Raw genomic sequence first — 19560 nt, 5'->3', positions numbered from 1 at the left:
GCGCGATACCTCTGGCGGCGACACGAGGGCTTCCGGCAGCGGCGACGTGATCCTGCTCGTCTCGCAGGGCCATCGCTTCGCCGATCGGGTCTGGCACCAGGTTCAAGGCCGGTGCCCGCAGGAGAGCGCCGATCGATGTCCGGTCTGGAGGAATGAACGTGCTGGGCTCCTGTCTCAACCGTCCGGCCGAAGCGGGTCAGCCGCGACGGTCCCACCTGATCGGGCAGCTCAAGGCCTAAGCGCGGATGCCGACCGGACGACACTCACCGCTGGAGATGCTGACGCGCAAGCTCGACAGCATAACGGTCCTGGCCGAAGAGGATCGGACCGCGATCCTCGATCTGCCGCACACGGTTCGAAACCTGCCGGGGCGCCACGATATCGCCCGGTTCGGCGAACGGCCGAGCCAGTGCTGCCTCGTCCTCCAGGGCTGGGTCTCGCGCTATGCCGCGCTGTCCGAAGGCGGCCGGCAGATCCTGTCGTTCTACGTCGCCGGCGATATGCCGGACCTGCAGAGCCTGCATCTGCACCGGATGGACCACAATCTCGCCACCCTGACGGCCTGCACCATCGCCTTCATCCCGCACGACGCGCTGCATCGGGTGCTCCGGCGGCACCCGGACCTTGCGAATGCCCTGTGGCGGGATACCCTGATCGACGGGGCCCATTATCGCGAGCGGATCACCAGCCTGGGCCGGCGTCAGGCGCTCGGACGCGTGGCGCACCTGTTCTGCGAATTGTATCTCCGGCAGCGCGCGGTCGGACTGACGAATGGCCTCAGCTTCTCCCTGGCCCCGAAGCAGGCGGAGTTGGCCGATGCGCTCGGCCTGACGAGCGTGCATCTGAACCGGGTTTTGCGCACCTTGCGGGCGCGCAAGCTGGTCACCCTCAGCGGCGGTGTCCTGACCATCGAGGATTGGGACGCCCTGGTCGCGGTGGCCGAGTTCGATCCGACCTTCCTCCACCAGGGCAACAACGCGCCGGCCGTCCGCGAGACGGCCGAAACCGTCTAGCAGCACCCACCTGCTTTCAGGCTGCGCGGGCCAGAGGCGTGGCTGCGCCCGGCACTTCGTCGGTGTGGACGTCGAACCGCGCGAGGTACGCGGAACCGAAGCTCGTCGTCAGGGCGCAGTCGGTTGCGTCGCGTCCGCGGGCCATGACGATGCGGCCGATCCGCGGCCGGTTGTGGCGCGCGTCGAACGTGTACCAGCGCGGGCCCTCTGGACCGTCGAGATAGACCTCGAACCACGCTGAGAAGTCCATCGGGGCGGGATCCTTCGACACGCCGATATCGCCGAGATAGCCGGTGGCGTAGCGCGCCGGGATGTTCATGCAGCGGCACAGGGTGATCGCGAGATGCGCGAAGTCGCGGCACACCCCGACCCGCTGAGTGTAGCCGTCGAAGGCGGTGCGGGTCGCGTCGGCCTGCTGATAATCGAAGCGCAGATGCGCGTGGGCGAAGTCGACGATCGCCTGGACCCGGGCCCAGCCTTCCGGTGTGCTGCCGAACAGCGACCACGCGACACCCGAGAGCTTGTCGGTATCACAGTAGCGCGAGCCGAGCAGGTACATCAGGACATCGTCCGGCAGGTCCTGCACGGAGGGCTGACGCGCGCCGGGTGCCTGATCGTCCGGAAGGCCGCTGTCGGCGATCGTGAAATCGGCCGCCATGGTGATCCGGCCGCCCGGCGCGACGATGCGCGTGCAGACGTTGCCGAAAGCATCGACGTGCTGGCGGGCGGGAATCGGCGGATCGAAGGTGATCGTCTCCGGGGTGACGAGATCGGTCCTGCGCTCCGGACGCACGTTCAGGAGCAGGTTCATCGGCGTCGGGCCGACGGTGTCGAAGGCGATCGAGAATCCGGTGCGAATATGCATCGTCGGGAACCATGTCGGAAACCGCCGCTCGGCTGGACGAGAGGCAGGTTGTTTCAGTCCAGGGCCCTAAAAAGCGATGAGCCGAAGCAGAGTTCCGTCCGGAAGCTCAGTTCTTGCCCCGTCATCTGCTCTAATATTGAGCAGCGGAGGCACGCGCCGCGATCGATGTCTTCGCGCGACTGACCGCACGGCCCGTTGCGGCGGCGCACCTCTGCCCGGCGCCGCGCCATGTTGCATCGCACAGGGCACGCTCGTATCCCTGTCGCCTCGGGGCTCGGAGCGACCGAATCCCGCCGAGACTTCCTGCCAGACGATCGATGCCGATGACGCCCGACAAGCTCTCCCTGCCCAAGGACAAGATCCGGGTCCTGCTGCTCGAAGGCATCAACGACAGCGCCGTCGCGCTGATGCGGGCGGCCGGTTACACCAACCTGACGCGGCTGCCGAAGGCGCTCGACCGGGAGGCCCTGCACGAGGCGCTGCAGGGGGTGCACATTGTGGGCATCCGGTCCCGGACGCAGCTCGACGCGGCCGCCTTCGAGGCTGCGGACCGGCTTCTGGCGGTGGGCTGCTTCTCGGTGGGGACAAATCAGGTCAATCTCGAAGCGGCGCGCCACCGCGGCATCCCGGTCTTCAACGCGCCCTTCTCGAACACACGCTCGGTGGCCGAGCTGACGATCGGCGAAATCGTGATGCTGCTGCGCCGGATCGTGCCGCGCTCGGTCGGCGCCCATGCCGGCCGCTGGGACAAGTCGGCGGTCGGGTCGCTCGAGGTCCGCGGCAAGACGCTGGGCATCGTGGGCTACGGCAATATCGGAACGCAGCTCTCCACCCTGGCGGAAGCCATGGGCATGCGCGTCCTGTTCTACGATCACACCGACAAGCTGCGACACGGCAATACCGAGCCCACCGAGACGCTGCACGAGCTGCTCGCCCAGAGCGATGTGGTCTCGCTCCACGTGCCGGAGACCGACTCCACGGCCAACATGATCGGTGAAGCCGAGATCCGGGCCATGAAGCCCGGCGCGTTCCTGATCAACAACGCCCGGGGCACCGTGGTCGATCTCGACGCTCTCGCATCGGCCCTGCGCGACGGCCACCTCAAGGGCGCCGCCGTCGACGTCTTCCCCGTGGAGCCGGGATCCAACGCCGAGACCTTCGTAAGCCCGCTCCAGGGGATCGAGAACGTCATCCTCACGCCGCATGTCGGCGGTTCCACGGAAGAGGCGCAGGAGCGCATCGGCGCCGAAGTGGCCCGCAAGCTCGTGGATTATTCCGATATCGGGTCGACCGTCGGCGCGGTGAATTTCCCGCAGGTGCAACTGCCCGCCCGGCCGACCGGCACGCGCTTCATCCATGTCCAGCGCAACCTGCCGGGCATGCTGGGGCGCCTCAACGACGTGTTCTCCCGGGGGCACGTCAACATCGCGGCGCAGTTCTACCAGACCGACGGCGAGGTCGGTTACGTGGTGCTGGAGACGGACGCCACCGACGCGGACGCGGAGGGGCTCCTCGACGAGATCCGCGCTATACCGGGCACCATCCGCGCCCGGCTGCTCTACGAGCGGCGTTGAGCGCTCGGCTACGCAATCCGCGGCGGGCATTTACGCTGCGCGCGTGAACGCGCCCGCGCCTGCCGCGTTCGACTTGCGTGGCCAAGCCGGCCGCTGTTCAAGTGGCGTGCGACCGGTCCCGGTGGATCGGATCGGCGGCGGAGGATTGACGGTGACGAAACGTGTTGCGCGCGCCTGGGCCGGCCTCGTGCTCGGCATCGCCGGGACGGTTCCGGCCGCCTCCGATGCCTCGGCGGATTGCCTCCGCCGCGTCTACAACCGCTCGAACTTCGTGCTCGTGGTGCGGAACGAAGCCGGCCCTCCGGTGACGCTGCCGCCCGGGCGGTCCGTGCCAGTGCGACTGTCGCGACCGGGCCAGATCGACGTGTCGGCCTATTGCGGCATCCCCGGCGGCGAGCCGGTGCTGCACCGGACTTTCGACTACGAGGCCGTGCTCGACCGCTGCTTCGTGCGATTCGGGGACGATCTGTTCGTTCCCCAACTCGGGCGCGGGTTCTTCGGAACGCAGGAGACCGCGCCGTTCACGGTCAACAATCCACGTCAGGGTGACATCGTCCTCGGGCCGGCAGCCCAGCCGGCCTGCGCGGTGCCGAGCGCTGTCCTGAGCCGCCGCGGCTGATCGCTCAGAGATAGTGCCGGAAGACGACCCCCCATCCTCGGCCATGTCGGGCTGACAGGGGGCGGCCGGCCCGATCAGCGGGCTGGCCAGACGCAGGGCGATCAGGCCGAGGGCTGCGAGCGTCGGGGCGACGAATCGGAACGGGCGAGCGAGCATGGGCGCCTCCGTCGCGCGATCGCCGATACAGGAACGGTCCTGTGTGCAGCCCTGGCGCGCTTGTGAAGCATCGCACCCGACGACTGAACCCGAGGTGCCCCAGCGCACATGGGTAACGTTAAGCTGGCGCCGCTGCTGTCTGGTCCGGTCGGGGCGTGCCGGCGTTACGGTCGGTCGATTGCGTCGACCGCGTCGCTGGCATGTATCCCGACGCGCTCCTATGCTGCCCGTGGCGGGAATTTGCCGGCTGTCGCGTCCCACGGCGTGCGGCCGCGCCGTCCCTGCAAGACCAATTGCGTGAACGAGGACGCGCGTATGCTCACTCAGACTGGCAGCTCGATCGTGCGGGGGATCTCGGTGTCGAGGAGACCATCGAGTCGACAACATCGTCCGCTGGGACGGCGAGCGGCTCTATGTCGAGCAGGACGTCTACCACAACGGGCAACTCGTCCACCGCAAGTATCGGCGCACCGTCACCGAGCCCGTGGCCCGCGTGCTGTGGACGATCATCAACCGCGCCAAGCAGTAAGCGGCGCTGCGGGCTCACGCGGCGGCCTTCTTGGGTCGCCGCGCCCGATCCAAGCGATGGCGTCTCGGCGGCTTAGTTCCGACCGGTGACGCGCCGCGGTGTAAGCACCATCCCAGATCTCAGGCGGGACCTCGACGCGGGCCTGTGTTCGCCACGCCGAGCGTTGCGGACCCTATCCGGCCTCAGGCGGCTACGGCGTCGGGCGTCTCGACCAGTGTGAGATGCACCGGTCGGAGTGCGTCCAGGCGCTCATGCGCGGCGTCGAAGGCGGCGCGAATCGTCGTGCTTGCATCCTCGACGGCGACCAGCACCGCCAGCTTCTGCGTGCTCGCCCGCTCGGCGATGCTGCGGGCGGCGCTGACCAGGGATTGCTCCAAGTCCAGGAACTCGGTTTCGGCGTCCGTCCCGGCCTCCTGCGTGGCCGTCGCGAGACGTGCAAGCACAGCTTCCAGTGCGTGACGCAGGACAAGCGTCCGCACGCGCTCCTGAAGGAGCGCCCTCTCGTCGATCTTCATCGGAATCAGTCCGGGTTCGGGAACATGGCTAAGTTCTCATAGTTCGCCGGACTGTGCAGCCACCTTTTTGCAACAGCGTAATACAGTCTCGCAGGCGGCGGCCGCGGCGCTCTGACCATCGTGCCGGTCAATATTCCTGGAAACATCCGAGCAATATTCGAATTTTTGTGGGATCGGGCCCGGATCAGCCGCTGACGGATAGAGGCCGAGACGATGAAGAGGCGGAAGAATAATCTGTATTCGTGACCTTAGGATCCCGCGCGCAAACGTCGACCATGGGTATGGCTGACGGCCGCCGTCTCGACGGTATGAACCGGACAGTGAGGCGCCGCAGATGTCCCGGCAGGGAGCCGCGTCAGAGGTCAGTATGGGGTGCCCTGGGCGCGCCGGGTGCGCAGGGCCTCGGCATACCATTCCAATTCATCCAGGAACCGGTTCGCGGACCGCTCGAGCCACGACTCTGCGGGCGTTCCGTCGTCGCCGATAGCTTTCTGAAGACGGGGGATCGGCAGGAGCGAGGGAATGCTGGGCATGCCCATCTCTGCGAGCATCGCGCGCAGCGGCATGGCCGCCCGGACGCCGCCGAACTGTCCTGCCGAGTAGCAGCAGATCGCCGATGGCCGCCAATAATACTCCTCGAGAAAATGATCGAGGGTGTTCGAGAGCGCGGGCGGGACCCCGTGGTTATATTCGGCCGAGACGATCAGGAACGCGTCGGATCCACGATATAGCGCGGCGAGCCGCTCGAGCGGTTCCGGTGCCGTGCCGGCCGGATATTCCTTGTACATCCGGTCGAGCAACGGAAGCTTCAGCTCGGCAGGATCGGCGAGCGGCGCGGCGTGGCCTCGTGCCTCCAGCTTCGACGTCAGGAAGCGGGCGGCCCGAATGCCGATCCGGTCGGATCGGACGCTGCCGAGGATGACGGGCACGGTCAGGGTCATAGTGGCCTCCCAGACGCGCGATCATGCCAGAGCCGCGCGCGCCGCTCCAGGCGCGCCGCACAACCCGTCCGCTCAGGCCTTCGCGGTGCTCGTCAACGCCGCCGCCGCGACGCCGACGGGGCCGCCGCTCGCGTAGGCGGCGATCGCCTTCGTCATCTGCTGCAGCAAGGCGTCCAGACCACTCCCGATGCTGGCCGTCGAGGACGCGTCGCCGCTCGAGGATGCGCCCGCGACCGTCGACGTGTCCGAGGCGCCGCTCGCCTGCCCGGCCTGCGTGCCGTCCGCAGCGTCCGACGCGAGCGGATGGTGATGATGCCCGCGATGACGCTGGACCGGGGTCGCATCGCCCGCGCCCTGGCTTGCGTCCGTCACACTGGAGCTCGCGGCGGTCCCGGAGGCATCGGCCGGGTCGGTCGGCGATGTGACGCCGTTCTGCAGGCCCATCTGGCTGAAGTCGGATTGCAGTTGCAGGAGCGAGGCCATCAGGTCGTTCGACATCGCCGGCGCGGAAGCCGCGCTGCCGGACTGAGCGGCGCTGCCGGCGCTCTGGGCCGATCCGGCATCCTGCGACGCGGGCGTGAACGTGTCGGCGTCCACCGGCCGCGCATTTGCAGCGCGCGCCTGACGCAGCGCGCTGACGAGATCCTTCTGAAGCGAAGCCCCTGAGACCGTGTTCACCGACATAGCCGAATCCTCTGCCGCCTTTCGGATCCGGCAGGCACGGCGCGTTCCAGAAATTCGCCTGTGATTTCAAGCACCCGTCCGGGCAAAGCACCGGCAGGTTCGACCGCGCGGCAATTTCTGCCGGCGCATTACCAGGCCGACATCGCGCGGATCGCGGCCGGGCCGGGCGTGTGCGTGCCGGCGGGGAATGCCAGGAGGGTGATCGCGTTCAGCAGGGCGCAGAGCAGGAACAGGACGCCGAGACCCTCGGTGACGGCCTCGGCGCGCGTGCCGGCTTTCTGGATGAGGATGCAGCCGAGCGTGAACAGCGAGGCCATCGCGAGGGGCAGGCCGAGGATGGACGGCATCGCCGCTCAGGCGCTCGCGACGGCGCCGGCACCCGCCGCTTCACAGCAAGCGCGGCCGCGTCTGACTGCCCAGGTCGCCACCATCATCGATTCCCCTCGCCCGCGGGAGCATGGCGGTCGCGGCAGAGCGGCTGCGACCGGTTCGGCATCGTCGCCGAGCCTTCGATCGGGATCAGCGCCCCTGTTCAGCGCCCCTGCGCGCCGGCTGAAACGTCCCGGTCGCTCACCGCAATGAGCGCGAGTTCGCTGAGGCCGAGGGCCGCGAGCAGAAGGCGATCTTCCGCCGGCTCGTCCTGCAGGAGCGCGGCCGCGCCGACGAAGCTGAGGGCGCCGACCGCGTCGCAGGCGAGGTGGGTCCGCATGGACAGGAACGGCACGAGACCGCCCTCGTAGCGCGTCAGGAGCGAGTACGCGTAGTGCCACACGGGGCCGATCCGCATGATCCGGCGCGTGGCAGGACCACGCCCCCGCGAGAGTGCGGCGATCATCGCGGGGAAGACGTAATCGGTGACGGCGTGCACGCGGCTCGGGATCATCCCTGGGGTTTCCTCGGGCCGACGGTCAGGACGATTTCGACGTGGTGCTGGCATCGCCGAGATGGCGCAGGTTCTCGGGAGGAGTCTCCGCCTCTGTCGCCTCGACCGAGGCGGTGCTGCCGCCGGCCACAGAATCCAGGCGCTGGTAACCCGAGGCGATCCGTGCCGTCTCCGCCTGCCAGCTCGGATCGGATTCGAGTTCGCGCTGCAGCTGCGCCGGGCGTCCGACGTCCCGGGCCTCGTCCTGGCCGAAATCCTGGCCGTTGCGATCGGTGTAGGCGTCGAACTCCCTGAGGTTCGGGCGCTTCGAACGCTGCGTGTCGTCGGTCTCGTGTGCCAAGGGATGCTCCCGTTTTGCTGCGCAGGATGGATCAGATAATCGGTTTGCCGCCGGTGACCGCGACGGTCGCGCCGGAGACGTAGCTGGATTCCGGGCTCGCCAGCATGACGTAGACCGGCGCGAGCTCGCAGGGCTGGCCGGGGCGCTTCATCGGAACTTGGGAGCCGAAGCTGCGCACCTTCTCTTCCGGCATGGTCGAGGGGATGAGCGGCGTCCAGATCGGGCCGGGCGCCACGCAATTCACGCGGATATCGCGCTCGGCCAGCATCTGCGCCAGGCCGCCGGTGAAGTTCTGGATCGCGCCCTTGGTGGTCGCGTAGGCGAGCAGCTGCGGGCTCGGCGTGTCGGCATTCACCGAGGTCGTGTTGATGATGGCGCTGCCGCCCTTCATGTGCGGGAGCGCGGCCTTCACAAGGTAGAACATCGCGTGGATGTTGGTCGCGAACGTGACCTCCCACTCCTCGTCCGAGATCTCCTCCGGGTTGGCGAAGGTCTTCTGGTGCGCGGCGTTGTTGACCAGCACGTCGACTTGCCCGAACTCGGCGACGGCCTTGTCGGCGATGGCCCGGCAATGCTTCGGATCCTTGATGTCGCCGGGGAGCGGGACGGCCTTGCGCCCGGCGGACTCGACAAGGCGGCAGGTTTCCCGGGCGTCGTCGTGCTCGTCGTAATAGCTCACCAGAACGTCCGCGCCCTCGCGGGCGAAAGCCAAAGCGACCGCTCGGCCGATGCCGCTATCAGCGCCGGTGATGATCGCCTTCCGGCCGGACAGCCGCCCCGATCCCTTGTAGTGCGCCTCGCCGTAATCCGGGCGCGGGTCCATGTCGGCGTCCCGCGCCGGCGGGGTGAGCTGGCGTTGCCGGTCGAAGGGCGGCTTGGGAAAGTCGGTCATTGTGGCGCTCCTTCCAGCGCGGCGGCTGGTCACGACGTCTCATCGAGGGCCGCGACGCAGGGCGCCGCGACGATGGGAGGCAGGCTGTGCCCGAAGATCGCGTGTGGCCGCTGTCGAAGAGCGCCCCGGCTTCATGCCCCGGTGAGGCCCGTTGGATCGAAGCGGGCTTCGGTTCTGCCCCGATAACCCGGCCTCCCGGCCATTGTTTCGTCGGTCGCGCAGATCCGCCGCTGCGCTCATCCGCGCCGTCGTTCCCCGCAAACGCGCAGTAGATGTCGATGCGGTTGCCCGATCCGGGGCACGTCGGCTGCGACGCAAAGTGTATCTTTGTATTCCGTCACGGAGATGGCGCGCGGTCTGTTCGGAAAGCTTGGCCGGATACACATCATCCGGAACGATGCGTGTGCCCCCGGGTTTGCACCACATTCGGCAACGACGGGGTACACATGACGACCAAGCCACCACCCGTTCCTCCGGCGAACCGCTCCGACAAGGGCCCCGGTAGCGCGACGGAAGCGCCGCTTTCGCAAGGCCGCGCCGGTTCTCAGACGAAGGATCCCGACAAGATCGGGCAGGCCGGGAACTCGAAGGTGAACACCACCAATCAGGGCTACCAGCAGGACCGCTGACAGCCGCCAGCGCGGCGGCTGCGTCCGCCGTGCCGAACACAGCTTAGGTTCCGCATCGGAGAATCAACATGGCGAATGCAAGTCGGCATAAGGTCGGTCCGGGCGCCCAGGGCAAGGGTGATGGGACCGGCGCGATGTCGGAATTGCCGGACGGTGTGCTGCCGGAGAACATGGTTCTCAGCAACCGCGACAAGTCTCGTCACAGCGACGAGCGCGGCCTCGACAGCAAGAACGTTCAGACTGAGCAGTATCAGGACCATGCCGGGAATCGTCAGGTCTCCCTCGACGAGGCGGCGGATGCCAGCGGGAATACCAGCGGGCTCGCCAACCCGATGACGGACGAATCCGGCGCGCAGAGCAGCCTCAGGAAGCAGCAGCATTCGTAAAGGCCGGCAACCCGTCACCGGAGTCGCGATCCGGTCGGGAGTCGCGGCGCGCGCCGGGACTCCCGGGCGTTCCGCGGCAGGCAGGCCTAGCTGTTTGTTGCCTGGCGTCCGATCAGCCGGCCATTCTGAAAGTGGATGATGGCCGCCTCGGTTGTCCCGGATGCAGAACCAGGATCAGGACAGGTGCGATGTCGCGATCGGTAATCCTCGCTCCGCTCCTCGCGAGCGTCTCGCTCAGCTCGGCTCTGGCCCAGGCTGTCAATCCGACGCCGGGGACCGAGGCTGCGCAATCCAATGCGCTCCTCAGCACCCCGGTCTGGCTGATCCTGGGCGTTATCGTCGCCTTTGCGATACTATACGCGTTCCGCGCACGCCGCCGCCGGTAGGTCAAAGCTCAGCAGCGTGGTGTTTTGCCTGACGTGCTAACACACGTGAGTGTCACGTCTCCCTGATCACGCACAAGACAGTCCCGCCCGAGCCCGGCATCCTGAAATCGGCGGCGATCTTCGGTTTTGCGCGGGAGCACATGAAGTCGGGCCGCGCGCACGGGCGCGAGTCCTGAGCGGGCCTGCCAGAATCCAGAGTACCGCTTGATGGCGGCTGACCGGTCGGACGAGGCGAGTCGGGTGACGCGTGTCTGAAGCTCGCCTATCGCGGTTCAACCGCCTTCTCGACCGCCTGGACGCGGTCGTCCCGCAACCGCAAGCTTGGTTCTTCGCGCTCCGCATCTGGATCGCGATGATGCTCGCGCTCTACGTCGCGTTCTGGCTTCAGCTGGAGAGCGCCTCCTCGGCGGCCGTGAGCGTCGCGATCCTGGCGCAACCGAAGCGCGGACAGGCGATTTCCAAGGCGATCTACCGGTTCCTCGGAACGATCCTCGGCGGCGTGATCTCCATCGTGTTCGCGGCGGCATTCGGCCAGGACCGGGTGCTGATGCTGGTCTGCTTCACGGCCTGGCTGAGCCTCTGCGTGTTTGTCGCGCAGTATCTGCAGGATACCCGTGCTTACGGGGCGATGCTGTCGGGCTACACGGTGGCGATCATCGCGATCAGCAACATCGACACGCCGCAGAACGTCTTCGACGCGGCGGTGTCGCGCGTGGCGGCGATCGCCGTCGCCATCACGGCCATCACCTTCATCAACGACGCGCTCGCCTCACCCAGCACGTGGCGCGGCCTCCTGCCCCCGATCGCGACGGCCCTCCGGTCGGCGAAGGTCTTTGCCCGCCAAGCGCTCCGCGACGGCGATCCCGGCCCCGAGAAGGCGCTCGATCTGATCCGCATGACGGCGCCGCTGAGGGCGGATGCGAGCGCGATCGCGGGCGAACTCGACGACGGCCCCCAGCGGGCCGCGGGGGCCCGCAGCGCCATCGCGGCTCTCTACGCGACCATGGCGGCGAGCCGGAACTTCGCCATCGCCGCGCGGGATGCCGGCCCGGACCGTCCGGCCATCGCGGAGGCCCGCTCGATCTGCGCCCGGCTGGTGGCCGACGACGGCGCATCGGTGGACAATTCGGCCTTCGCCGAAGCCCGCGGGCGGCTACGGGCGCTGATCGAGGCTGCGGTCCGTGACGGTCGTCGCAGCCTCGGACGAGGTTCTCACCCTTCAGCGCGCCCGCGACCTCGCGACCGCGTTGATGTTTGCGCAGGACGGACTGAATGCCCTCAGGAACGGCCATCGGCCGTTGCGCGACGTTCGCCTGCCGACCCACCGCGATTTCCCTGTGGCGTTCCGCGGTGCCGCACGCGTCGCCCTCGCTTTCGCGCTGACGGCGGCCCTGTTCGTCGGGCTCGGCTGGCCGGCGACGACCTATGCCCTCGTGCAGGTCGCCGCGATGGGGGCAATGTCGTCGGTCAATCCCGATCCTCTGAAATACGCCAACGGCGTCGTCATCGGCATCCCGCTCGCGGGCTTGGCGGCCGGCCTGATCCTGCTCCTGACGCTGCCGACGGTGAACGGCTTCCCGATCCTGGCGCTTGCGGTCGCGCCTGTCGTCTTCGCCGCCTGTTTCCTGATCCTGAATCCGCCGACCGCGTCCATCGGCTTCATCCTGCTGGTCTACTTCCCGGTGCTGCTGTCGCCGGGAAACCCGCAGAGCTTCGATGCGCAGACGTTCTTCGGGAATTTCGCTCAGATGACGATCGTGGCCGTCATCCTCGCGACGACGGTGCGGGTCATCCTGCCGATCCGGCCCGATCAGGCCCGGGCGTATGCCTTCGACTCCGCGATCCGGGATGTTCGGAGCGCCCTCGTGGGCGCAGGCGGCGATGCGGTCGACCGGACCAGCCTGAACTCCGATCGGATCTTTCAGTACGCCCAGATCAATGCCGGACCGGATATCGTGCGGGCGCGTCGCCTGAAGCTCGCTTTCGCCATCGCCCACCTGGAGGCGTCCGCCGCACGGGCGCATGACCAACTGCGCGCCTTCCACCGGGATGCCGTCCTGCAGACAGCGAGCGCGCAGGCGCGCGCGGCCCTGGCCGGCGGAACCGTGGGTGACATCGAAGCCGCCGCGCAGGCTCTGCTCAGGGCCGTCCGCGACGCCGACGCCTCTCAGAGCCTGCCGGTTGCCCGGGCCGTGAGCGATCTCGTGGCGGTCGCGCGCGTCATGGCGCGCCACAAGCGCTTCCTTCAGACGATCGCGCATCCGGAGACGTGACGGCCGCTTCGCGTGAGCGTCGATGGTCCTCGGTGCGCCACGAAGAAACGCACGATTTTGCGCTCGAGTGGCGGCCGGAGCCGAAGAATTCGGGAGGGTTGGGTCGGTGGCTCCCCGAGCAGTTAAGCCATAACGCAATGGCGCCAATGGCTTGGCTCCCGCACCCGCGCGTACTGACCCTATTGTTAGGCAAGGCGAATTTTCGACGCCTCCGCACCCCGTCAGTGGTTCGACGACTGCTCAAACGCCCTCTCCTGCCCTCGTGATCAGCGACGCCGAGCGTGTCCAATTAGGCGCAGGAAAGATCCGCCGCTTGCCTTGATGTGCGTCCGAGAAGGTTGAGGAACGGGTTCTGTCCTTCTGCCCAAGAGCGGACATTCCACTTCCGACCCAACCCGGTCACTCAGCTGCATAGGCCGGCAGCCCGAAGGCGGACGCGACTGACTGCACGTCCTGCCTTTGAGCCCGCCGGTAGTCACGGGGGCTCATGTCGTAGCGATCCTTGAAGCGGCGCGCGAAATGGGCCTGGCTGACGAAGCCGCAGCTATAGGCCAGCATGCCAATCGACAGGTGGGCGCAGGCCGGATCGCTCAGGCGCTTGGCTGCTGCCGCCAGCCGGCGCTCCCAGATCCAATCCGAGATGTGCTGACCGCGCTTGTGGAACAGCTCCTGGAGCCGCCGCACAGACACGCCGACCACGGAGGCGAGCTGTGGTGGATCGAGGGTTTGGTCGTGAAGGTTGGCCTCGACATAGGCTTTGGCGCGCTGGACGACGAGAGAGCCTTGGACAGGCTGGGGCACCTCCCGGGCGATGCGCTCGGCGAGGCTGGCGACGATGAGATCAATTCCCACCCCAACCATGCGCTCGGCGACTGCCGGTGACATCTGATCCGCCCGAGCCGACAAATTCGTCAAGAAGGAGCGAGCCAGGGTGGCTACAGGTTGGTGGCCCTCGACGGTCAGACTGGCGAAGAGCCGAGCCGGCCCCAGCACGGTCTCTATCCGCTGCCGTGGGATCGCGATGGCTAGCACTTCGGTGTAGCCGTCGTGCTCGATCGTCCATGGCATGTTCGTATCGCGAATCGCGAAGTCGCCGGTTCCATCCGTGCTCGATCGATCGTTCTGGTCCGCTTTCACGGTGCCGGTCAGCACCATGCTCATGAAAAGATGATCAGTCTTATGATTTTCGTGGCGGAGAGTTCTCGGTGTTGTCGAGGCCCTGAGGTTGCGCAAAGCGAATTTGGTAAAATCTAGTCCACCAATACTTGCCCCGTCGATTGTGGCATCAAACTGCCCGTCGCCCAGAGGTCTTTGCTCCATTGGGACGAGACGATCCTCACAGACTTCACGCCAGTGCCGAAATCGGTCCCTCGGCAACACCCCGTCCGTTGAGAAGATGGTCTTCATCGCGGCCGCGTTATGTCCGCAGTTGCGAGTGTTTACAATATACATTCTGAATTGAATTATTTATACATTTGGATAGCGCTTGGAATTTTCGCCATAAAATGTGCCGTCGGACCAACAAACTTTAAAAGGCGTCACGTGCTCGAACGACCGAAAGCTCACCGGCCTCTTCCGGCAAATCGGCGAGCGTCCGCTTTCTTCATACCCGCTCCCGGAACCGGAACGACAGAGTTCCACCCATAACAGACCTTGCAGCTTGCGATCGCTTGCGAGGTAGGGCGGTCATGCATAGGCGACCGGCAGCTCGCTCACCTGCGTGGTGTAGCGCGGCGTGCGCATCTCGAACTTGGTGTTCCAGTCGCGCCGGCTCACCAGACCCGCGCGGGCCGGCACCACCGCGCCTCGGCCCCAGCGCGCGTTGCAGGCATCCATCGCCGCCATCAGCGGCCCCGATCGCTCGCGATCCAGCGCGCCGATCAGCGCCCGCGGGCTGTGCGACAGCGGCACGAGGTCGTTGGTGACAATCCCCGCTTTGGAGAAGCGCCACGGCCGCTCGCCCGGCTCCCGCCAGGTCTTGGCCACGCCGTGTCGCGCCGCCTTGATCAGCGCCAGCGTGTCCGAGGTGTGCTCTGGCAACTGCACGGTGGTCGAGACCGAGCGCATCGGATCGTCCCGGTCGTGCTCGCTCGTGTGGTAGAAGACCGTGACGTGGTTGGTCCCGAGCCCCTCGCGCCGCAGCTTCTCACCGAGCCGCGTCGCATGCGCGGCGACCGCCTCCTCCAGCACCGCGCGCTCCGTGATCCGGCTGGAGAACGAGCGACGGGTGTGGACAGGGTCGAGAAAAGCGAACGGCGGCAGCGCGTTGCGCCGACCGTCAGCTAGGACGGGCGGACATGGCGATGAAGACGGCGTTCGTGGTGCAGCCGTTCGAGGTGCACCGGAAGCGGTTGCGGCCGGGCCGGCAGGAGCCGGCGCAGACCGAGAGCGGGGCGCTGAAGAAGGCCGAGAACCTGGCCAAGCGGATGCCCGGCGCGGCGGCGCTGAAGGTGGTGGCCGACGACGAGACGGGCGAGCTGGAAGGCGTCACCATCCTCGGACAGTGGGGCGAGATCCCGGACGACTTCGCCGAGAGCTTGCAGGGCGGCTGACGATCAGCGACGTGCGTCCAGCAGGCTCATGACGTAGCAACCGCCTCCTTCAACCCACTGGTCGCCACGAAGAAGCAGCACGCGGCCGATGACGAGGCAGAGCTCCATCGCGTCGACCAAACTGAAGACGACCAATTGGCCGGTGGGAGGCATGCCCAAGGACACGATTGAATAGCTTCGACCGAGGCTCGCGAGCGCGCAATCGTCACGGCGAATGGGCGGCCAAGCCGAGTGTGGTGGCCGATCATCCCGCTCCAGAGCAGCTGAGCAGCGTCATTATTCCCGCTTCGGTGGTGCAAAATCATTATAACCGGCCGAAAGCGTAACTCAAATTTTGAGTTGCCTTCCGTTAGCGGTAGTCATAGCTTGCGGGCCAGAATTCGGTGGGGTGAAGCAAAGTGACTACGGGAACACCAGACCGCACGTCGGACCTGATCGAACTAGCCGGCGGGATCGTTTCCGCATACGTCTCGCGGAACCCCGTCCCGATGGCTGAGCTTCCGAAGCTTATTCAAAGCGTTCATACCGCGATCGCGGGACTAGCCTCTGGCGGCATATCTGACGCGCCTGCCTCGACTTACGAGATCCAGAAGCCAAGCGCGCTCCAAATTCGCAAGTCGGTCCGGGATGACGGGATAACGAGCTTCATCGACGGCAGGACCTATAAGACGCTCAAGCGCCATCTCTCAGCCAAGGGGCTTGACCCGCACAGCTACCGTGAACGGTTCGGACTACCCAGCGATTACCCGATGGTGGCCCCGAGCTACGCCGAGAAGCGCTCGGCCCTAGCTAGAGCGATCGGGCTTGGCGTGCAGGTGCGCGCCGGTCAGCTTAGAAGTGTCGCGAGATCGCCGGCCCAACACAGGCGGGCCGCCGAGCCGCTGACTTCAGATCGTCACTCGTGTCACCACGACTCCAGCGGCTCGGAAGAGGCGTTGGAGCGACGCGCATCGGACGGCCGAAGGTATCGGCCCAGCTCAGCCGAATGATCTTGGCGCAGGGCCTTTCGATAGCAGCTGCTGCGGCGGCTTTTGACCGGCGAAGATTAGCAGCGCCGATCCAGCGGGCCACCCAGTGTTCACGTCCGCGGCGCAAAGCCGGTGATCGTTCAGGCTTGGACCAGCGCTGTGCAGAGCGGACCTGGTCGCGCTTACCTGAAGACATGAGCGAGGCCCCCGGTCGGGCTGTCGGAGACTGTTTTTAACAATGTGACCAGCTAAGCCGTATCCTCCTTTTGGGTGAGATGCCGAAGGATGCCCGGTTTGGCTGGCCCAGATGCCAGCGTCGTCCTTAGCAGCGTGAAGCCTGAGAGCGAGCCTGTGCTGCCGAGGATGGCGGCCGGCGGTTACCGGGACGAGACCGGGCATGCTACCCCGGCAGCATGCCCCGTTGGCTGCACTTCGTTCTTGGCTTCCTCACGCTGATCGCGCTCGCTGTGGCCGTCGTCCGCGCAGCACACCGCAACATGCCGGGCGGGGTTAGTGCCTGGTTCTGGCGCTGGAGCTACGAAGCCTTGGTCCTGATGCTGGCCGCCGCTTTCGTGACCTTCGTCGTTCTGCTCACCCGGAAGGGGAAGGCTGCTCGGACCGACGAGGAGCCTTGATGCCGCCGAGACCCCGGCTGCGCCCGGACAGGCCCGCGCCGGCGGACTTGGAAGCTCTTGGTACCAGGACCGCCAGAACAAGCGTGACTCAATGACGGATCCGCCGTGGACGGGCTGCAGTGCTAAATTTAATCTACCTTCATATAAAACTTGCAGAAAATCTGGATATCATTGACTTTAGTCACGTGCTGAAACTACACGCAGGGGTACTTGGTGCTCAAGGGGTCACCCGGCGGCGAAAGTTACCAATTTATAGAAGGCGTTATCCTCTCTCGATAAGCAGTCGAAGTCTTGATTAAGGCTACGTCGTAAAAGCGGGGCAGAGTCGCTCGGACAATAGGTATACTTGCATTTATTGCCGGGGCTGACACGATGAGAATTTTACATCTTCCGACAAATTTGAAGACAAAGTCTGGCACTCGTCCTCCGCTCCCAGTTGTCGTTGCATCCGTTGTAGCTGCGGTTGCGATTTGGGCACCGATTTATTGGCGTGCAGGGCGCGTGATCTGGTTCTGGTGAATTGCGCATCTTTGTCAATCTTTGTCTTGATAGCCTAAATAAGCGCCGACTAGGTAGCCGGATTGATGCGCAAGCAGGTATGCGAATGTTAATAGAAGCTCCACTATATCGAATTGAGACAGAGTTGCAAAAAATATTATTGACGAAAAAAATATAAGCGATGACGACAGGAGCAGGGCAAATACATTGTGCCCTAGGCCGAGAAAAATCCCAGCACCGAATAATAAAGCTGCAACTATCATCTCGCTCGCCCATCCGCACCTGGATAGATAGCATTTTACGCTTCGGCACTTTGATCGATTGCCGGGTTGTCAGCCCTATGCGCGGTCTTCGTTCCTCTGATTTTTTTGGGCAAGAAGTTACATTGTGGAAACCATAGGCGGGGTTATCGGGCAGTTAAATTATTCCGCGCGTTTTAAACGAGGTCTTGTTTTTTGCGGCTGAGCCGTGGCCGGAAGGCGTTCTGAGACAGCGGTGAGCTGTCTACGGCTGAGCCCGTTGCGAGCATCACGGGAGCGGGATCGAAAATGCCCCGCGCGGCAGTCGCTGATGCGCCAGTCGAAGAACGGCTTCACGTCGGGCTTGCCGGTCGCCGCGCGCCACGCGGCGAAGTAAGCGGCCGGATCGGCGATGCCGCGGCCGGCGCCGGTGTTGAGGACGATCGGGCTGGTGAGCGGCCCGGTGTTGCCCTCCCACACGATCGCGGTCGGCGCCTCGCCGCGCAGGACGATGGCCGCCGCGTCCGGGCGCGCCGCGAGGCCGACATAGGTCCAGCAGTCGCGGATGGCGATCGAGCCGCCGCGCGCGTAGCCGAAATCCGCGTTGCCGCTCGCGTCGCAGTTCGCCACCGTGAAGTGGTGGCAGATCGGCAGCCCGCCCTCCTCGCCGCCGAACCGGCGCTGCGCCGCGGCGAAGCTGCCGCGCACGTCGACCCAGCGCGTGTCGGCGATCCAGCCGCTCGATCCGTCGGCGTTCTGGCCGAGGACGGGAATGCCCGCCCATCCGGTCATGGTGAGCCTCTGGAAGTAGCGCCTGGCCGTTGACCGTGTGGTTCATGCAGTAGACGGCGCGGTCGGCCGTGAAGTTGTCGGCGAGCGGCTGGCTCCAGCCGGCGATGATGGTGGTGATATCCGTCTCGGTCCGCACGTCGCCGTTGCAGCGCACGAAGCGCGGACGCTCGAGGTGCAGGCTCGTCGAGTAGGCCTGGACGGCGTCCACCGCGTAATCGGCGGTGTCGGCGAAGGAACAGCCCAGGATGTCGAACAGGCCCTCGCCGATGTTCGGGTTGCCCGCGACAGCCCGTCGAGCCGCGCGCGCACGGCGGCGGTGGCCTCCGCGGCCTCCGCGTCTCCAGCGGCCCGCGCGTCCGCTTCGGCCTGGACCAGCGCGGTGCAGGCCGCGGTGACGGACGCGACCGCCTGCGTGATGTGGGCGACCCGGTAGCCGGCCTCCGCGCCGACCGTCTGGTTCGCTGTGATGGCGACCGCCTGGATCTGCGCGTCGAGCGCGCGCGACGCGGCCGCGACGGCGCCCTGGCGCGCGGCGATCTCCGCCTCGATCTGCGTCTGCAGATCGGCGACATGCGCCGTGAGTGGATCGACGGCGTCGCAGAGCGCCACGATGCTGCTGAGCGTCGCCGCCGTGTCGCCCGTGATCGGTCGAGGAAGTGCTATTCCGGCCTCTTGATCTGATGCGCGCGCGCCGCCGAAGCCGAGACCGGTTCGGCGTCAAGGCGCGCGTCGCGCCGAAGACTGAGACGAAGGCTTGAAGCGGCGCGCGACACGGCCGGGCCCGGCTCCAGAGTCGAGACGCAATCAGCTTGGACGTGTGAAGGGCTGCTTAGGGTGGGTATCGGTCATTGGCCTTCCGGCCCGTAGCGGACGTTCCGCGGACGTCCCGATCGCGCCTGAGATGCCGGATCGTGCCGTCCTCGAAGGCGAACGAAGGCAGCATCATTCCGGCGGAGCGAGCGTGGCGAGAACAGTTATGCAACCATAAGGCGAAGTCAGGTTGTATAAAATGCGACGCAAAATCCTATCCGGATGTATCGTCGCGCAATGCATTTTGAACTCACAAAGCTTGAGACATCTGTTTGGGCGATCGCTCACCTCACGCCTGTCTCGATCAGGAACGTCAGACCATGATCACGCGCGTCCTCGACGAACTATGCCTCAGTGCCCTGGGTTCGCCGGCCCTCGGAT

At 66.1% G+C, this 19560-nt stretch carries 20 protein-coding genes and 4 pseudogenes; 12 read left to right on the top strand and 12 right to left on the bottom strand.

All coding sequences use genetic code 11. The features are described from left to right. Window positions 1-245: 245 nt before the first annotated feature. Window positions 246-1013, top strand: a complete 768-nt coding sequence (locus M6G65_RS01660; protein ID WP_238198255.1) for a Crp/Fnr family transcriptional regulator — start codon at window positions 246-248, stop codon at window positions 1011-1013. A 16-nt stretch (window positions 1014-1029) separates the two neighbouring features. On the opposite strand, the gene M6G65_RS01655 is transcribed toward M6G65_RS01660, so the two are convergent. Next, window positions 1030-1878 carry a transglutaminase-like domain-containing protein gene (locus M6G65_RS01655; protein ID WP_238198257.1) on the bottom strand — a complete coding sequence of 283 codons (849 nt, stop codon included), beginning with the start codon at window positions 1876-1878 and terminating at the stop codon, window positions 1030-1032. Between the two features lie 323 nt (window positions 1879-2201). On the opposite strand from M6G65_RS01655, the gene serA reads away from it, so the two are divergent. The 3 genes and pseudogenes from serA to M6G65_RS01640 all read left to right on the top strand — a co-directional run bounded on the left by serA (window position 2202) and on the right by M6G65_RS01640 (window position 4756). Continuing rightward, window positions 2202-3452: a phosphoglycerate dehydrogenase gene (gene serA / locus M6G65_RS01650; protein ID WP_238198259.1), complete on the top strand. Its 1251-nt coding sequence runs from the start codon at window positions 2202-2204 to the stop codon at window positions 3450-3452. A gap of 151 nt (window positions 3453-3603) precedes the next feature. After that, a complete protein-coding gene (locus M6G65_RS01645) occupies window positions 3604-4071 on the top strand; it encodes a hypothetical protein (RefSeq protein ID WP_238198261.1) in 468 nt (155 codons plus the stop codon). 471 nt (window positions 4072-4542) lie between these two features. After that, a pseudogene (locus M6G65_RS01640) lies at window positions 4543-4756 on the top strand (hypothetical protein). A gap of 182 nt (window positions 4757-4938) precedes the next feature. Here M6G65_RS01640 and M6G65_RS01635 read toward each other — a convergent pair. The 7 genes from M6G65_RS01635 to M6G65_RS01605 form a co-directional block, all read right to left on the bottom strand. Continuing rightward, complete coding sequence (locus M6G65_RS01635) at window positions 4939-5271, bottom strand: P-loop NTPase family protein (protein WP_238198266.1); 333 nt, start codon at window positions 5269-5271, stop codon at window positions 4939-4941. A gap of 362 nt (window positions 5272-5633) precedes the next feature. Continuing rightward, the gene (locus tag M6G65_RS01630; protein ID WP_250103482.1) at window positions 5634-6212 is read right to left on the bottom strand and encodes an NADPH-dependent FMN reductase; all 579 of its coding nucleotides are present in this window, start codon (window positions 6210-6212) and stop codon (window positions 5634-5636) included. A 72-nt stretch (window positions 6213-6284) separates the two neighbouring features. Further along, window positions 6285-6896 carry a cell wall anchor protein gene (locus M6G65_RS01625; protein ID WP_238198270.1) on the bottom strand — a complete coding sequence of 204 codons (612 nt, stop codon included), beginning with the start codon at window positions 6894-6896 and terminating at the stop codon, window positions 6285-6287. A 128-nt stretch (window positions 6897-7024) separates the two neighbouring features. After that, window positions 7025-7243: a hypothetical protein gene (locus tag M6G65_RS01620; protein WP_238198272.1), complete on the bottom strand. Its 219-nt coding sequence runs from the start codon at window positions 7241-7243 to the stop codon at window positions 7025-7027. A 185-nt stretch (window positions 7244-7428) separates the two neighbouring features. Continuing rightward, window positions 7429-7779, bottom strand: coding sequence for a hypothetical protein (locus tag M6G65_RS01615; protein ID WP_238198274.1), 351 nt, complete (start codon window positions 7777-7779; stop codon window positions 7429-7431). Between the two features lie 25 nt (window positions 7780-7804). After that, window positions 7805-8119 (bottom strand): hypothetical protein, encoded by a 315-nt coding sequence (locus M6G65_RS01610; protein WP_238198276.1) that lies wholly within the window; start codon window positions 8117-8119, stop codon window positions 7805-7807. Between the two features lie 31 nt (window positions 8120-8150). Continuing rightward, the gene (locus M6G65_RS01605) at window positions 8151-9011 is read right to left on the bottom strand and encodes an SDR family oxidoreductase (RefSeq protein WP_250103481.1); all 861 of its coding nucleotides are present in this window, start codon (window positions 9009-9011) and stop codon (window positions 8151-8153) included. Between the two features lie 446 nt (window positions 9012-9457). On the opposite strand from M6G65_RS01605, the gene M6G65_RS01600 reads away from it, so the two are divergent. The 5 genes and pseudogenes from M6G65_RS01600 to M6G65_RS33645 all read left to right on the top strand — a co-directional run bounded on the left by M6G65_RS01600 (window position 9458) and on the right by M6G65_RS33645 (window position 12685). Further along, on the top strand, window positions 9458-9640 hold the full coding sequence (locus tag M6G65_RS01600) for a hypothetical protein (RefSeq protein ID WP_238198280.1): 183 nt from the start codon (window positions 9458-9460) through the stop codon (window positions 9638-9640). Window positions 9641-9708: 68 nt separating this feature from the next. Further along, window positions 9709-10026, top strand: coding sequence for a hypothetical protein (locus M6G65_RS01595; protein ID WP_192707167.1), 318 nt, complete (start codon window positions 9709-9711; stop codon window positions 10024-10026). 188 nt (window positions 10027-10214) lie between these two features. Further along, on the top strand, window positions 10215-10412 hold the full coding sequence (locus M6G65_RS01590; protein ID WP_238198281.1) for a hypothetical protein: 198 nt from the start codon (window positions 10215-10217) through the stop codon (window positions 10410-10412). A 352-nt stretch (window positions 10413-10764) separates the two neighbouring features. Then, a pseudogene (locus tag M6G65_RS33650) lies at window positions 10765-11532 on the top strand (FUSC family protein); the annotation flags it as partial. 61 nt (window positions 11533-11593) lie between these two features. Further along, complete coding sequence (locus tag M6G65_RS33645; RefSeq protein ID WP_347710474.1) at window positions 11594-12685, top strand: FUSC family protein; 1092 nt, start codon at window positions 11594-11596, stop codon at window positions 12683-12685. Between the two features lie 399 nt (window positions 12686-13084). On the opposite strand, the gene M6G65_RS01580 is transcribed toward M6G65_RS33645, so the two are convergent. After that, the gene (locus M6G65_RS01580; RefSeq protein ID WP_347710512.1) at window positions 13085-14005 is read right to left on the bottom strand and encodes a helix-turn-helix domain-containing protein; all 921 of its coding nucleotides are present in this window, start codon (window positions 14003-14005) and stop codon (window positions 13085-13087) included. 366 nt (window positions 14006-14371) lie between these two features. After that, window positions 14372-14908: pseudogene (locus tag M6G65_RS01575) on the bottom strand (DUF4113 domain-containing protein); the annotation flags it as partial. Between the two features lie 74 nt (window positions 14909-14982). Between M6G65_RS01575 and M6G65_RS01570 the strand changes: the two are divergent. The 3 genes and pseudogenes from M6G65_RS01570 (at window position 14983) to M6G65_RS01560 (ending at window position 16840) form a co-directional block, all read left to right on the top strand. Further along, a complete protein-coding gene (locus M6G65_RS01570; RefSeq protein WP_238198285.1) occupies window positions 14983-15237 on the top strand; it encodes a hypothetical protein in 255 nt (84 codons plus the stop codon). Window positions 15238-15635: 398 nt separating this feature from the next. Further along, window positions 15636-16046 (top strand): annotated as a pseudogene (locus M6G65_RS01565) (Ros/MucR family transcriptional regulator); the annotation flags it as partial. Between the two features lie 572 nt (window positions 16047-16618). Beyond that, window positions 16619-16840, top strand: coding sequence for a hypothetical protein (locus tag M6G65_RS01560; RefSeq protein WP_238198289.1), 222 nt, complete (start codon window positions 16619-16621; stop codon window positions 16838-16840). Between the two features lie 920 nt (window positions 16841-17760). Here the strand turns inward: M6G65_RS01560 and M6G65_RS01555 are convergent. Both M6G65_RS01555 and M6G65_RS01550 read right to left on the bottom strand, forming a co-directional pair. After that, window positions 17761-18369, bottom strand: coding sequence for a hypothetical protein (locus M6G65_RS01555; protein ID WP_238198291.1), 609 nt, complete (start codon window positions 18367-18369; stop codon window positions 17761-17763). Window positions 18370-18411: 42 nt separating this feature from the next. Continuing rightward, a complete protein-coding gene (locus M6G65_RS01550) occupies window positions 18412-18978 on the bottom strand; it encodes a hypothetical protein (protein WP_250103480.1) in 567 nt (188 codons plus the stop codon). Window positions 18979-19560 lie beyond the last annotated feature (582 nt).

It is taken from the genome of Methylobacterium tardum (assembly GCF_023546765.1).
Lineage (GTDB): Bacteria > Pseudomonadota > Alphaproteobacteria > Rhizobiales > Beijerinckiaceae > Methylobacterium > Methylobacterium tardum.
This window is presented reverse-complemented; position numbering and strand designations above follow the sequence as displayed.

What these genes read in the sequence shown, in the direction of transcription:
- M6G65_RS01660 (WP_238198255.1), top strand. Translation starts at nt 246, where the DNA reads ATGCCGACCGGACGACACTCACCGCTGGAGATGCTGACGCGCAAGCTC.
- M6G65_RS01655 (WP_238198257.1), bottom strand. Translation starts at nt 1,878, where the DNA reads ATGCATATTCGCACCGGATTCTCGATCGCCTTCGACACCGTCGGCCCG.
- serA (WP_238198259.1), top strand. Translation starts at nt 2,202, where the DNA reads ATGACGCCCGACAAGCTCTCCCTGCCCAAGGACAAGATCCGGGTCCTG.
- M6G65_RS01635 (WP_238198266.1), bottom strand. Translation starts at nt 5,271, where the DNA reads ATGAAGATCGACGAGAGGGCGCTCCTTCAGGAGCGCGTGCGGACGCTT.
- M6G65_RS01630 (WP_250103482.1), bottom strand. Translation starts at nt 6,212, where the DNA reads ATGACCCTGACCGTGCCCGTCATCCTCGGCAGCGTCCGATCCGACCGG.
- M6G65_RS01625 (WP_238198270.1), bottom strand. Translation starts at nt 6,896, where the DNA reads ATGTCGGTGAACACGGTCTCAGGGGCTTCGCTTCAGAAGGATCTCGTC.
- M6G65_RS01620 (WP_238198272.1), bottom strand. Translation starts at nt 7,243, where the DNA reads ATGCCGTCCATCCTCGGCCTGCCCCTCGCGATGGCCTCGCTGTTCACG.
- M6G65_RS01615 (WP_238198274.1), bottom strand. Translation starts at nt 7,779, where the DNA reads ATGATCCCGAGCCGCGTGCACGCCGTCACCGATTACGTCTTCCCCGCG.
- M6G65_RS01605 (WP_250103481.1), bottom strand. Translation starts at nt 9,011, where the DNA reads ATGACCGACTTTCCCAAGCCGCCCTTCGACCGGCAACGCCAGCTCACC.
- M6G65_RS01600 (WP_238198280.1), top strand. Translation starts at nt 9,458, where the DNA reads ATGACGACCAAGCCACCACCCGTTCCTCCGGCGAACCGCTCCGACAAG.
- M6G65_RS01595 (WP_192707167.1), top strand. Translation starts at nt 9,709, where the DNA reads ATGGCGAATGCAAGTCGGCATAAGGTCGGTCCGGGCGCCCAGGGCAAG.
- M6G65_RS01590 (WP_238198281.1), top strand. Translation starts at nt 10,215, where the DNA reads ATGTCGCGATCGGTAATCCTCGCTCCGCTCCTCGCGAGCGTCTCGCTC.
- M6G65_RS01580 (WP_347710512.1), bottom strand. Translation starts at nt 14,005, where the DNA reads ATGGAGCAAAGACCTCTGGGCGACGGGCAGTTTGATGCCACAATCGAC.
- M6G65_RS01570 (WP_238198285.1), top strand. Translation starts at nt 14,983, where the DNA reads ATGGCGATGAAGACGGCGTTCGTGGTGCAGCCGTTCGAGGTGCACCGG.
- M6G65_RS01560 (WP_238198289.1), top strand. Translation starts at nt 16,619, where the DNA reads ATGCCCCGTTGGCTGCACTTCGTTCTTGGCTTCCTCACGCTGATCGCG.
- M6G65_RS01555 (WP_238198291.1), bottom strand. Translation starts at nt 18,369, where the DNA reads ATGACCGGATGGGCGGGCATTCCCGTCCTCGGCCAGAACGCCGACGGA.